This is a genomic window from Metabacillus niabensis (assembly GCF_020524345.1).
GTDB classification, from domain to species: domain Bacteria; phylum Bacillota; class Bacilli; order Bacillales; family Bacillaceae; genus Metabacillus; species Metabacillus niabensis_B.
Genome location: NZ_JAIVLH010000010.1, coordinates 71824 through 85060, shown reverse-complemented (window position 1 = coordinate 85060; position 13237 = coordinate 71824). Strand labels below are relative to the sequence as shown.

Sequence of the window (13237 nt, the reverse complement as noted above, 5' to 3'; positions counted from 1 at the left end):
ATTAATGACATATGATGTAGTCGTAATTGGCGGAGGTCCTTCAGGTTTGATGGCTGCAATTGCAGCCGGTGAGAAAAAGGCAAAGGTTCTCCTCATAGATAAAGGAAACAAATTAGGTAGAAAATTAGCAATCTCGGGAGGTGGCCGTTGTAATGTGACAAACCGGCTGCCTATTGATGAAATTATCAAGCACATACCAGGTAATGGACGCTTCCTCTATAGTGCATTCTCAGAATTTAGTAATGAGGACATTATTTTATTCTTTGAAAATTTAGGTATTCAATTAAAAGAAGAAGATCACGGTCGTATGTTTCCTGTCACAGACAAGGCCCAATCAGTCGTTGATGCCTTAATTAGTGAATTAAAACGATTAAATGTCGAAGTGAGAACAAATGAACCTGTAAGAGATGTTCATTATCATGAAAATCAAGTACAAAGTGTTGAATTAATCAGCGGTGAAACCATTTTAACTAAATCTATTGTGCTTGCTGTTGGCGGCAAGAGTGTGCCACACACAGGAAGCACAGGCGACGGCTACGCTTGGGCGGAAAAAGCAGGACATACGATTACGGAGCTGTTTCCAACAGAGGTTCCTATTACTTCAAATGAACCATTTATCCAAGAGAAAATACTTCAAGGACTTTCTCTCCGTGATGTTGCATTAAGCGTACTAAATCCGAAGGGAAAAGCGATCATCACTCATAAAATGGATATGATTTTTACCCATTTCGGTATATCAGGTCCTGCTGTCCTTAGATGTAGTCAATATGTTGTGAAGGCAATGAAAAAATACAAAACAAATGCAATTACCGTTAGCATTGATGCTTTATCTGACACAAATGAAGAACAGCTGTTCCAATCAATTGTAAAAGATTTAAAATCGGATGCTAAAAAAGCAATCAAAAATGTTCTTAAAGGATTGTTACCTGAGCGTTATTTATTATTTTTATTAGAAAAAAATGAGATAGATCCACTTATTACTTATGATAATCTTTCAAATGAAAAGCTTCGCTTATTTGTGAAAGATTGCAAACAATTTCAGTTTCAAGTTCATGGAACATTATCAATTGAAAAAGCGTTTGTAACCGGAGGCGGTGTATCTGTTAAGGAAATCCATCCGAAAGAAATGGCCTCAAAATTAAAAGACGGCTTATATTTTTGCGGGGAAATTCTGGATATACATGGATATACAGGGGGTTATAATATTACATCTGCTCTTGTAACAGGTCGTCTGGCCGGAACAAATGCAGCTTTACACGCTAATTCCGTCAGATAATAATGATTTGATTGTCTTTGACTTTTCTTTTTCCAAAACTAGGTATACACAAGGATGAAGCCTAATATAGTGTAGGAAACTAGTATTTTCAAAAGGATGTGACAACATATGTTAAAGGTTGCATTATTTGATGAAGAACATGAAAAAGACTTAGAAGAAGAAATCAATGAATTTTTAGAGGAGCTTGAAGAAAATCAAATAAGAGATATTAAATACAATGTTGCTTTCTCAACTGATGAGGACGGCGAGCAAATTTATTGTTACTCAGCCCTCATTATTTATCATGAAAAAAGATAAACGTGCTCGTCTTTTGGACAAGCACGTTTATTTTTGAACTTAAAGTTCACTCTTTGGCTTTGTTTTACCTTTATAATCAAGCATTCCGCCTACCATGTTCACAACATCATAACCTTTATCCTGTAAATAAGCACATACATTTGCACTACGGCCACCAGAACGGCAAATGAAAATCGTTTCTTTGTCCTTATCAAGTGCATCCAGCTGCTCAGGAATATCATTCATACGAATATGGCGTGCTTGAGGAATCATTCCAGCTTCTACTTCATCATCTTCACGAACATCAATTAATTCAATGTTCTCACCATTTTCTATCTTGCGTTGCACTTCTTCAGCTGTTATTTCTTTCATTTCGTACATCTTGTACACCCTTTCAGATTTAATAGTTGCATTATATCAAAGTGAGGGGTGATGGTGCTAGTTTTGGGAAGTGAGTGACAATAATAAGGCTCATTATTATAAAAGCCGACTCTTTTCCAAGAGTCGGCTTTTACCTACCTATGATTAATTTGCAACAATATTTACCAGCTTGCCTGGTACTGCAATGACTTTACGAATTGTTTTTCCTTCAATTTGATCTTTCACACGATCATCGTCAAGAGCAATTTGCTCTAACTGATCTTTTGTTACATCTTTTGCAACTAAAAGTTTTGCACGAACTTTTCCGTTTACTTGTACGACGATTTCCACTTCATTTTCTACTAGTTTTGCTTCGTCAAATGCTGGCCACGCTTCGTAAGAAATGGTTGTGTCATGACCTAGCTTACTCCATAGCTCTTCCGATAAGTGCGGAGCAATTGGAGAAAGTAATTTCACAAAACCTTCTACATATTCTTTTGGTAGAACAGTTGCTTTGTATGCTTCATTAATGAACACCATCAACTGAGAAATAGCTGTGTTAAATCGTAAGCCTTCTAGATCTTCGGTTACTTTTTTAACCGTTTGGTGATAAACACGTTCAAGTGCTTCACTTGATTCACTCACAACCTTTGGACTTACTTCACCATTGTCTTCGATAATCAAGCGCCACACACGATCTAAGAAACGTCTTGCTCCATCAAGGCCTGTTGTTGACCAAGCAATAGAAGCTTCCAATGGTCCCATGAACATTTCGTATAAGCGAAGTGTATCAGCACCATGTGATCCGACGATTTCATCCGGATTTACAACATTCCCTTTTGATTTACTCATTTTTTCATTGTTCTCACCAAGAATCATTCCTTGGTTAAATAGCTTCTGGAATGGTTCTTTTGTTGGAACAACACCAATATCATATAAGAATTTATGCCAGAAACGAGCATATAGTAAATGAAGAACAGCATGCTCAGCTCCACCGATATAAATATCTACAGGCAGCCACTGCTTCAACTTTGCATCATCAGCTAATGCTTCACTGTTTTTCGGATCGATGTAACGCAGGTAATACCAGCAGCTTCCTGCCCATTGCGGCATTGTATTTGTTTCACGACGCCCTTTTTTACCTGTTTCAGGATCAACAACATTGACAAAATCCTCAATGATGGCAAGAGGAGATTCACCTGTGCCAGATGGTCTGATCTCTGTAGTCTTTGGTAAAACAAGTGGAAGCTCTTCTTCAGGAACTGCTGACATTGTGCCATCTTCCCAATGGATAATTGGAATCGGCTCACCCCAATAACGCTGACGGCTGAATAGCCAATCACGAAGTCGGTATGTTACTTTCTTCTCACCTTTATTGTTTTCTTCAAGCCAAGCAATTGCTTTTTCGATCGCTTCTTGCTTTCCTAATCCGTTTAAGAAATCAGAGTTTACATGTTCACCGTCACCAGTATACGCTTCTTTTGTGACATCTCCACCGCTAACAACTTCTTTAATCGGAAGATCAAACTTTACAGCAAATTCATAGTCACGCTCATCATGAGCAGGTACCGCCATGATTGCACCTGTTCCATACGTAACAAGAACATAATCAGCTATCCAGATTGGCATTTTCTCACCGTTAACAGGATTAATCGCATATGCACCAGTGAATACACCTGTTTTTTCTTTTGAAAGCTCTGTACGTTCTAAATCGCTTTTATGTTTTACTTGATCAATATAAGCTTCAACTGCGCCTTTTTGATCGGGTGTTGTAATTTTTTCAATATAGCTGTGCTCAGGAGCTAATACGGCATACGTAGCACCAAATAATGTATCAGGACGAGTTGTGAAAACAGTGAATGTTTCATCATGACCGTCAATTTCAAACGTAACATGTGCACCTTCTGAACGGCCAATCCAGTTACGTTGCATATCCTTAATGCTCTCTGGCCAATCAACTTCTTCTAAATCTTCTAACAGACGATCCGCATAGGCTGTAATTTTTAACATCCATTGCTTCATTGGACGACGTTCAACTGGGTGTCCTCCACGCTCACTTTTTCCATCAATTACCTCTTCATTCGCTAAAACGGTTCCTAAAGCAGGACACCAGTTTACTGGCACTTCATCAACATAAGCCAGACCTTTTTTAAAAAGTTGCAGAAAGATCCACTGTGTCCATTTATAGTAATCAGGATCTGTTGTATTTACTTCTCGATCCCAATCATAAGAAAAACCAAGTGCTTGGATTTGTCTTCTGAAGTTATCAATATTTTGTTTAGTGAATTCTGCCGGATCATTACCTGTATCAAGTGCATATTGCTCAGCTGGCAACCCGAATGCATCCCATCCCATAGGGTGAAGAACATTGTAGCCCTGCATGCGTTTCATACGGGATAAAATATCAGTAGCTGTATATCCTTCTGGGTGACCTACATGAAGGCCTGCACCGGATGGATATGGAAACATGTCAAGCGCGTAAAACTTCGGCTTGTCTGTATCCTCTGTTGTTTTAAATGTTTTGTTATGTAGCCAATGATCTTGCCATTTTTTTTCAATCTCTTGATGATTGAAGCTCATCTGTATTTTCCTCCTTAAATCTCATTCTTTCATTATATATATTAAACCGGTTGAACGGGTCAAAGCCTAATTAAAGGTGGAGGCTCTTTGGCCAACCTAGGGCAATAAGACGCTACTGAATAGAAGGTTTTTTCACCTTCCATTCAGTAGTGGCTTATAACCTCTGAAAGGCTGACCTCAGATCCCTCAGATTCAACTACCAATTCAAAAAATCAAAAAAACCCCACATCCCAAATAGGGACGAGAGGTTTAATTCCCGTGGTACCACCCAACTTTGGCATAGTGTTATTATGCCCACTTTGACATCCGTAACGTGGATCGACGACAAATATTACTTTACCTTTAGCGGTGTTCACATTTGTAACTCAAAGGTGAGTTCATTAGCAAAAATTGATTGACTCACACCACCCGTCAACTCTCTGAACACATTTTTACTAACTACTATTCCTTTTCACCGTTCATTTCCTATACATATTAAGCTTATTTTATATAAATTTGTCTGGATATGCAAGTAGCGGGTAATATGTCAGCTTTAGAATAAAAACTTTTTTTCTTATATATTACTGGACTGTATATCCTCCATCTAAAACAACTGCCTGCCCTGTAACTCCTTTTGCCCTTTCACTGGCTAAAAATATAGCGTAATCTGCCACTTCCTTAGGATCAAGCAATCGTTTCTGAGGAATGAGAGGGTATAATACATCCTCTATAACATTCTCTAATGGTACTTTTCTTGTATTTGCCAAATCTTGAAGCTGGTTTCTAACAAGAGGTGTGTCGACATATCCCGGACACAAGGCATTCACGGTAATACCATAAGGAGCCCCTTCTAATGCTGCGACTTTTGTTAAACCTATGACGCCGTGCTTTGCACTATTATAAGCTGCTTTGCCTGCAAAGCCAATTAAACCATTAATAGAGGCGATGTTTAGAACTCTCCCAAACTGTTGATTTTTCATGAATGGAAAAACATGCTTTGTTAAAACAAAAGGTGCAACTAACATAACACCAACGAGTTGTTCAAATTTTTCAGTTGGGAAATCTTCGATATGTGCAACATGCTGAAGCCCTGCATTATTTATAAGTGTATCAATTCTTCCATATCTTGAGGCTGTTTCTTTTACAACATCCATTATATTTTGTTCGTTTGTGACATCACAAGGTAAACCACTGACATCCAATCCTTCTTCTTGCAGTCCCTTTGTACTCGCACGTACCTGCTCTTCATGTAAGTCTGTTAAAACAACTTTTGCGCCTTCTTTAGCAAAGGCTTTTGCCAGTTCAAAGCCTATCCCGCGGGCTGCTCCTGTTAATAACACAACTTGATCCTGAACCATTAAAAACGAACCTCCGTTCCTATATTCCTAGCCCGAATGAAAATAAAATAATTGCTAAAATGACGCCTAAAAGTGGAACAATGACGGTTAGTGCCCCAACCGGATTATAAGCATCTTTATGTGATTCTCCACAAATTCCCCGAATGGTTGTAACAACATAGCCATTATGCGGAAGTGAATCAAGCGCCCCGGATGAGATTGAAACTACCCGGTGTAATGCTTCAGGATTTACTCCCATATCCATGTAATGTGGTGAAATTAATGGTAAAGCAATTGCCTGCCCTCCAGATGCTGACCCTGTCATACCTGCTATCACACTTACAGCGATCGCACCTCCAATAAGAGGACTTCCCGGTATATTTGTCATAGCATCAACAGCAACCTCAAAAGCCGGTACTGCTTTTGCTACTCCACCAAATCCAACAACAGCTGCCGTATTCCCGAGAGCAATTAAAGCTCCTAATGTCCCTTCTGAAACAGCACTCCAAAAAGATTTGAAATAGGTACGATTTAATAAATACGTAGCAATAACTCCACCTAATAATGCAATAATAAGGGCAGATTGTTGTAAAGAGTCATGGAAAGCAAAAGAAATAATCAACACAACAACCAATGGGATAATACCGAATAACGGATTTGGCAAAACTTTATCTTCATTAACTGGATCATTTTCTCTTGCCACAAATGTTTCACCATTTGCAACTGCTTTTGTAATCATTCGACGTAACCACCAATACCCGAAAATGATCATAAATACAGCTACAATTAAACTAACTTCCCAGCCTGCGTACGGTGATGTACCAAGGTATTCAATTGGAATCCAGTTTTGAATTTCCGGTGAACCGGCAGACGTCATCGTAAATGTAACAGACCCAAAAGCAAGAGCTGCAGGGATAAAACGACGAGGTAAGTTAGCTTCTCTAAATAAACTAACAGCCATAGGATAAACGGAGAAGGCAACAACGAATAAGCTGACACCACCGTATGTTAAAACAGCACAAGCAATGACAATTGCCATAACAGCTCTTTTCATCCCAATCTTACTAACAATCCATTTTGAAACACTATCTGCCGCACCACTATCCTCCATAACCTTTCCAAAAATCGCTCCTAATAAAAACATGAGGTACCATGATGATATAAAACCTGAAAATCCTGTCATATAATTACCTACGAAGTTAGCTTCCCCTTCACCAACTAATTGAGGAAATAAAGGTAGCCCACTACAAATAGCTACAAATAAAGCACATAACGGACCTGCAACTAACAAGTTCATCCCCTTCATAGTCAAATAAATTAAGAGTGCTAAACCACCGACTAGCCCAATCATACTTAACATTTCGTTTCCCCCTTTGTTTGAGGCTTTCGTTTGTATTTTCCTGTTTTTAAACTAGTAATCTAGCTATGACTTTTAGGTAATCGCTTTCATTTTTCCGCTTTTACGTCCGGATTTTTTCTACCTACCTTTGATCATGAAATGGCCACTCCCTCCTTTCATATATATAACAGCAAGAATTGTGCCAATACCTCTATTTCTAAAACAAATATGATTAAACCAAGATCCCTATACATGCACTTATGATTAAACTTGTAAATTTGTTCACATTTCAAGAGAATCATTCCACATTTTCGGACACTCAATCTTAATACGAGACTTGTCCATCTACTATACGTATTTATATGACACGAAAAAAATAACAGTCCATAATTCCGGACTGTTTTCCGTTTTTTCGGACTATAAAGTTAAGCCATATTTTTGAATTTTTTCATACATACTTGACTTACTAATTTTCAATTCTATTGCTGCCATTTTTTTATCACCAGCGTGCTTTTGTATTGTCCGAATAAGAATGTTCTTTTCTGCTTGAGCTAACATTTCCTTTAATGAGTTGACTTTCATATCAGAATGATAAATTGGCCGATTTTTAATATATTCAGGAATTGCCTCCAGTGTGATGACATCTGACTTGGCTAAATGAATGGCTGCTTCAATAATATTTTCCAGTTCACGAATATTCCCTTGCCAATGATATTGATGAAATGTCTTCATCACGTCTTCATGAATCATAGAAATTCTTTTACCTGTTCTTAAAGAAACTTTTTTAATAAAATAACGAACGAGTGTTTCTAAATCTGCCATTCGATCCCTTAAAGGCGGTATAAACAGCGGAATAACGCTGATTCGATAATAAAGGTCACTTCTAAAATCATTTGTTTTCATGAGTTCCTCTAACGGTCTGTTCGTAGCTGTTATAACTCTAACATCCAATGGTATCGTTCTATTGCCTCCAATCGGTTCTACTTCTTTTTCTTGGAGAACACGCAATAACTTAACTTGCATATGAAGACTCATATCACCGATTTCATCCAAAAAAATTGTACCACCATTTGCTTGCTGAAACTTTCCCTTTTTTCCACCTTTTTTAGCTCCAGTAAACGCACCATCTTCATACCCAAATAATTCGGACTCAAGCAACTGCTCAGGTATGGCTCCACAGTTCACCTTAACAAACGGCCCTTCACTTCGATGACTTAACAAATGAATGCTATGTGCAAACAATTCCTTTCCTGTCCCACTTTCCCCGCGGATTAAAACTGAGCTATCTGTAGCAGCAATCGCTTTGACCTTCTCTTTTAATTCCGACATAGTAGCAGAATTTGAATGAATATCATTTAATGTATATTTCGCTCCAGTAACTTCCTGTTGTTCAATAAAAGACTGAATGGATGAAAGGTGATGCCGAACATGGGAGTTCATCTCACTCCATTCCTTTGTATCACGAAACATAACCGTTCCAAATGCACCAACTATTTTGCCATCTGCGAAGATTGGAATTCGATTGGCTATCATGTAATTACCGCGGATATACTGAAGATCAGCTATTTCTTCATCTCCGGTTTTAACCACAATGTGCATTCGTGTGTTTTCAATGACTTCTGTTACATGCTTTCCAACGACTTTCTCTTTTGTTACTTCACAAAATCGACAGTAGTTTTCATTCATATAAATAATCTTTCCGTCAGCATCAACAATCACAATCCAAACGTAAGCGTTTTCTATTACTGTCTCAATTATTTCTTTCGCATATGGAAAACGATGATCTAACATAGTATCTTCCCCTAGCTAATATTTTCTTTTATCGTATCACACCCCAATTATTTTTAGAGTTATAATTTATCTTTAAAATGCAAGAACTAAAAAAGGTCTTAGACCCCGACAGCGTCGGAGGCCTGAGACCCTTTTCCTTCCAGCTTTGCATTCAATTTTTTATCATAGATCAGAGTAGTAAAGATCCCTACTATTAACAAGCTCATGATGATCATAAATAATAAGCTCATATTGTAGTAATCCACAACCATTCCTCCAAGGAGAGGACCAATCATTTTCCCTCCCGTTGCAGTACTGTTAACAAAGCCTTGATAAAAGCCTTGTCTGCCACTAGGAGCTAAATCATTTGCAATCGTTGGCACAGCAGGCCACACTAACATTTCTCCGATCGTTAATATCACCATCGCCACAAGAAATGCTGTAAATTGCTCTGCATATGATGCAACAGCAAATGAAACGATAAACACGATAAAGCCCAGAACCATTTGTTTTTTTAATGTTTTGGCAAAATGCTTTACAAACAGAGAAATAAGCGGTTGACCAAGTACAATCAACACACCATTTATTGTCCAAAGTAAACTATATTGACTTAATGAAATATTCAAGGTTTGGGTATAGGAAGAGATCGTTGAAGGCCACTGAACATAACCTACCCAGCAGAGTAAATATCCAATACATAAAACGACCAAAGCCCCAAACTTTTCTCGATTTTTTATGGTCGGATTTTGATCCAATATCGATACTTGCTTTACTGATGAATCACCAGCGATATTTCGGAAACCGAAGAATGCAAGCAAGAAAAAAACAGCATAAAGTGCTGCGTTAGCAACAAATATATAATGAAATGAGATAGAAGCAACAAATCCACCTAGGGAAGCTCCTGCTGCTACACCTGCATTTTGTGCAACATAAATAGCATTAAATGCTTTTCTGCCACCCTCCGGCCATACTGTACCGGCTAATGCATATGTAGCGGGGAAAACAATTCCAGAACCCAATCCAATAAAGATTAATAAATACATATATACAGGCCAAGAATGGTTAAACATAAGGGCAACGACAGAAATCAATGTAATCACAATACCTATCAGGATGGATTTATAACCACCGATCTTATCAAATAATACCCCACCAAGAAGATTTCCAACAACACTTGCTGCAGCGTTTAACATGAGAACAATTCCCGCAACCGTCAAAGACTTACCAAGATGATCATGAATATATATCGTATTTAACGGCCATAGAAATGAAGAACCTGTCACATTAATCATCATTCCAATTACAAGCAACCAAAGAGAACGTGGCATAAATCCTCCTCCTTTAATATGATTTTCACGAATTCAAACGTGAATATTCCTCAGAGAATTTTAGCCCCTTTTTCCTTGTTTTGCAATGAAGAAATGCCCCATTTCATAATGTTGTAATAATGCGAAAATATAGATTTTTTACTACTCTAAAAGTTTGTACATCAATAGATCATTTACATACTTTCCATCAATAAAAAACTCGGTGATCAGTTTACCTTGCTCACGGAAACCACATTTTTGATAAAAATGGATCGCTCCACTATTTGTTTCTAATACACGGAGCGAGAGTTTTTTAATGCCTTTTTCTTTAAAGATATTTTCCGCATTTAAAAGCAAACTCCTTCCTACTCCACTACCTTGAAAATGCATGTCTACTGCAATATCTATTTCCAATACATGTTGATTTGTATTCAAAGGTGTCGGTGAATGAAACCCAAGATAACCGGCTACTTGTCCGTTCACCAATGCAACAAGCTGACTTTTCTCCGGATTTCTCTGCTTATATTCACTTACTGACTTCCATTTAATGATTGCAGGTGTCGTAGTTGAATTCCAAATTCGGTTATCGATTTCGAGTAATTGCTCAAAATCACTTTCTTTTGATAATCTTACGTCAATTGACATCTCATTCCTCCTATCTATTTTGTCTATATCACACTTTCACCTCATGATTCAACCGATTTTTCTTCGATCACTTCACAATGTGATTACGCTATCATTTTACTTTTTTCACCAACTCTATACTCCAGCTACCTAATTCAACCGCTTTCCCATTACACAAACAAAAAGGGCCAATTCGGCCCTTTCCTTCTATTCGTTCTCTACTCTTTGTTTGGATTTAATCGGTTGCCCTTTTTTGGCATTTTTTGCTTTTGTTTGAATAACCGGATCAAAATCCTTACCAAGTTCTAAATCATTGTTATTCACACCATTTTTGGTTTTTTGCTCAGGGTTGTTTTGTTTTGAACGCTTTTTCATCGTTCTGCATCTCCTTTTAATATCATTTCATTTTGTACTTGCTGAAGCTGCAGTCTCATACGATAAAGCTGGTCTTGTTGTTGATCATTCGCACTAAGTGACAAATGATTAATATCATTTACTGCATTTTCTAATCCTTGCAGTGCTTTTGTATATTCAGATGCATTATAGTGTTCTTGTTGTGAGCCGATTTTATATTGCTCACGAGCATACTCGATTGCGTCCGTACAGCGTTGAAGATATTCGTTAACGGATTGTCTTGTTGCCATATGTCTCTCCTCCAAACGATATGAAGTCAATAATGCTTCATCAATACTATTGTTCGCAAAACAGTAAAAAAAATTGTGCTTAAATAATTGGTAAGTATTGAGCCATTCTGTTTTTCTTTATGCTGACATGGTAAAATGTTTAAATGTAAAATTAGGAATGACTTATAAGGAGGTATCTTACTTGAACCAATCCTCTGTATTCGAATACGCGTCAGATAATAAGCGATATCATACATGGAATTATCATTTACGAAACCATTTTGGACATAAAGTATTTAAGATTGCTTTAGATGGAGGCTTTGATTGCCCAAATCGTGATGGCACGGTTGCTCATGGTGGGTGTACATTTTGCAGTGCTGCAGGCTCCGGTGATTTTGCCGGGAATCGTGCTGATGATCTTGTTACTCAATTTCATACAATTAAACAAAAAATGCACAAAAAATGGAAAGACGGAAAATATATGGCTTACTTTCAAGCCTATACAAACACTCATGCACCCCTACATGTGTTAAAAGAAAAGTTTGAATCTGTCTTAAATCAAGAAGATGTTGTCGGTCTTTCAATTGCTACCCGGCCAGACTGTTTACCCGATGATGTTGTTGAATACCTGGCAGAATTAAATGAACGAACATATTTATGGGTAGAGCTTGGTTTACAAACAATACATGAACGGACAGCTCTTCTTATTAATCGGGCACATGACTTCCAATGCTATGTAGATGGAGTCGAAAAATTACGTAAACATGGCATTCGTATTTGCTCCCATATCATAAATGGATTGCCCCTTGAAAATGAAGAAATGATGATGGAAACAGCTAGAACTGTTGCCAAACTAGATGTACAAGGGATAAAAATACACCTTTTACACTTGCTAAAAGGGACGCCAATGGTAAAACAATATGAAAAAGGAAAGCTTGAATTTCTTACACAAGAGGAATATGTCAAATTGGTATGTGATCAGTTAGAAATCATCCCTCCTGAAATGATCGTTCATCGAATAACTGGTGACGGTCCTATCGATTTAATGATTGGACCGATGTGGAGTGTGAACAAATGGGATGTTTTAAATTCAATCGATGCAGAATTAAAACGTCGTAATAGCTATCAAGGGAAGTTTTATCAAAAAGCTGAGGTACATCTATAATGAAGCTTCAACGAATTTTACCATTTGCAAAACACCTATTAGAAAAAGCTGTCTCTAAAGGAGATATCGTAGTAGATGCAACAATCGGAAATGGCCATGACACGGTATTCTTAGCTAAGCTTGTTGGAGAATCAGGCAAAGTGTATGGCTTTGACATTCAAGAGCAAGCAATAATAAACACCCGTGAACGATTAATGACCGAGAACCTCATGGAGCAAGTTACACTCGTTCAGCAAGGTCATCAGCATATTAACTCTGTCATATCAGACGAACATAAAGGAACCATTTCAGCTGCAATGTTTAACCTTGGATATTTACCAGGAGGGGACCAAACCATTGTAACGGTTCCTGACACAACTATTTCTGCGGTACAACAATTACTAAGCCTGTTGCAACCTGAAGGAATCATTGTCATTGTTATTTACCACGGGCATGAGGAAGGACAAATTGAACGAGATGCTTTAATGACATTCATCAAGACAATTGATCCCCGTGACGCCCATGTCCTACAATATCAATTTATTAACAAGAATAATCATCCACCGTATATCGTTGCCATTGAGAAATGTTAAAAAGGCGCTTTTCCAAAAGAGCGCCTTTT

The 13237-nt window shown here is 37.8% G+C and carries 13 protein-coding genes and 1 other annotated feature; of the genes, 4 read left to right on the top strand and 9 right to left on the bottom strand.

The annotated features are described in order from the left end of the window. Positions 1 to 4: 4 nt before the first annotated feature. Positions 5 to 1276, top strand: a complete 1272-nt coding sequence (locus tag LC095_RS12480) for an NAD(P)/FAD-dependent oxidoreductase (RefSeq protein ID WP_226528459.1) — start codon at positions 5 to 7, stop codon at positions 1274 to 1276. A gap of 108 nt (positions 1277 to 1384) precedes the next feature. Further along, positions 1385 to 1573, top strand: coding sequence for a sporulation protein Cse60 (locus LC095_RS12475; protein ID WP_026561317.1), 189 nt, complete (start codon positions 1385 to 1387; stop codon positions 1571 to 1573). Between the two features lie 39 nt (positions 1574 to 1612). Here the strand turns inward: LC095_RS12475 and LC095_RS12470 are convergent, their stop codons facing one another. The 9 genes from LC095_RS12470 to LC095_RS12430 form a co-directional block, all read right to left on the bottom strand. After that, on the bottom strand, positions 1613 to 1933 hold the full coding sequence (locus LC095_RS12470) for a rhodanese-like domain-containing protein (RefSeq protein ID WP_226528458.1): 321 nt from the start codon (positions 1931 to 1933) through the stop codon (positions 1613 to 1615). 144 nt (positions 1934 to 2077) lie between these two features. Next, the gene (gene leuS / locus LC095_RS12465) at positions 2078 to 4492 is read right to left on the bottom strand and encodes a leucine--tRNA ligase (protein WP_226528457.1); all 2415 of its coding nucleotides are present in this window, start codon (positions 4490 to 4492) and stop codon (positions 2078 to 2080) included. A 233-nt stretch (positions 4493 to 4725) separates the two neighbouring features. Next, positions 4726 to 4956, bottom strand: a binding site (T-box leader). Between the two features lie 96 nt (positions 4957 to 5052). Beyond that, positions 5053 to 5829, bottom strand: a complete 777-nt coding sequence (locus tag LC095_RS12460; RefSeq protein ID WP_226528456.1) for a 3-hydroxybutyrate dehydrogenase — start codon at positions 5827 to 5829, stop codon at positions 5053 to 5055. A gap of 19 nt (positions 5830 to 5848) precedes the next feature. Further along, entirely contained in the window at positions 5849 to 7168 is a 1320-nt protein-coding gene (locus tag LC095_RS12455; RefSeq protein ID WP_226528455.1) for a GntP family permease, read from the bottom strand. A gap of 396 nt (positions 7169 to 7564) precedes the next feature. Next, entirely contained in the window at positions 7565 to 8938 is a 1374-nt protein-coding gene (locus LC095_RS12450) for a sigma-54 interaction domain-containing protein (protein WP_226528454.1), read from the bottom strand. A gap of 98 nt (positions 8939 to 9036) precedes the next feature. Beyond that, complete coding sequence (locus tag LC095_RS12445; protein WP_226528453.1) at positions 9037 to 10245, bottom strand: MDR family MFS transporter; 1209 nt, start codon at positions 10243 to 10245, stop codon at positions 9037 to 9039. Between the two features lie 141 nt (positions 10246 to 10386). Then, complete coding sequence (locus LC095_RS12440; protein ID WP_226528452.1) at positions 10387 to 10869, bottom strand: GNAT family N-acetyltransferase; 483 nt, start codon at positions 10867 to 10869, stop codon at positions 10387 to 10389. Between the two features lie 186 nt (positions 10870 to 11055). Further along, on the bottom strand, positions 11056 to 11223 hold the full coding sequence (locus LC095_RS12435; RefSeq protein WP_226528451.1) for a glycogen biosynthesis protein GlgD: 168 nt from the start codon (positions 11221 to 11223) through the stop codon (positions 11056 to 11058). Continuing rightward, positions 11220 to 11492, bottom strand: a complete 273-nt coding sequence (locus tag LC095_RS12430; RefSeq protein WP_026561776.1) for a YtzC family protein — start codon at positions 11490 to 11492, stop codon at positions 11220 to 11222. The genes LC095_RS12435 and LC095_RS12430 overlap by 4 nt, the downstream gene beginning before the upstream one ends. A gap of 181 nt (positions 11493 to 11673) precedes the next feature. Between LC095_RS12430 and LC095_RS12425 the strand changes: the two genes are divergently transcribed. Together LC095_RS12425 and LC095_RS12420 are read left to right on the top strand one after the other, a co-directional pair. Continuing rightward, on the top strand, positions 11674 to 12636 hold the full coding sequence (locus LC095_RS12425; protein ID WP_226528450.1) for a TIGR01212 family radical SAM protein: 963 nt from the start codon (positions 11674 to 11676) through the stop codon (positions 12634 to 12636). Further along, entirely contained in the window at positions 12636 to 13208 is a 573-nt protein-coding gene (locus tag LC095_RS12420) for a class I SAM-dependent methyltransferase (protein ID WP_226528449.1), read from the top strand. The genes LC095_RS12425 and LC095_RS12420 overlap by 1 nt, the downstream gene beginning before the upstream one ends. Positions 13209 to 13237: the final 29 nt, after the last annotated feature.

Excerpts from the sequence above, each read along its gene's own strand:
- LC095_RS12480 (WP_226528459.1), top strand. The coding sequence starts at position 5 with ATGACATATGATGTAGTCGTAATTGGCGGAGGTCCTTCAGGTTTGATG.
- LC095_RS12475 (WP_026561317.1), top strand. The coding sequence starts at position 1,385 with ATGTTAAAGGTTGCATTATTTGATGAAGAACATGAAAAAGACTTAGAA.
- LC095_RS12470 (WP_226528458.1), bottom strand. The coding sequence starts at position 1,933 with ATGTACGAAATGAAAGAAATAACAGCTGAAGAAGTGCAACGCAAGATA.
- leuS (WP_226528457.1), bottom strand. The coding sequence starts at position 4,492 with ATGAGCTTCAATCATCAAGAGATTGAAAAAAAATGGCAAGATCATTGG.
- LC095_RS12460 (WP_226528456.1), bottom strand. The coding sequence starts at position 5,829 with ATGGTTCAGGATCAAGTTGTGTTATTAACAGGAGCAGCCCGCGGGATA.
- LC095_RS12455 (WP_226528455.1), bottom strand. The coding sequence starts at position 7,168 with ATGTTAAGTATGATTGGGCTAGTCGGTGGTTTAGCACTCTTAATTTAT.
- LC095_RS12450 (WP_226528454.1), bottom strand. The coding sequence starts at position 8,938 with ATGTTAGATCATCGTTTTCCATATGCGAAAGAAATAATTGAGACAGTA.
- LC095_RS12445 (WP_226528453.1), bottom strand. The coding sequence starts at position 10,245 with ATGCCACGTTCTCTTTGGTTGCTTGTAATTGGAATGATGATTAATGTG.
- LC095_RS12440 (WP_226528452.1), bottom strand. The coding sequence starts at position 10,869 with ATGTCAATTGACGTAAGATTATCAAAAGAAAGTGATTTTGAGCAATTA.
- LC095_RS12435 (WP_226528451.1), bottom strand. The coding sequence starts at position 11,223 with ATGAAAAAGCGTTCAAAACAAAACAACCCTGAGCAAAAAACCAAAAAT.
- LC095_RS12430 (WP_026561776.1), bottom strand. The coding sequence starts at position 11,492 with ATGGCAACAAGACAATCCGTTAACGAATATCTTCAACGCTGTACGGAC.
- LC095_RS12420 (WP_226528449.1), top strand. The coding sequence starts at position 12,636 with ATGAAGCTTCAACGAATTTTACCATTTGCAAAACACCTATTAGAAAAA.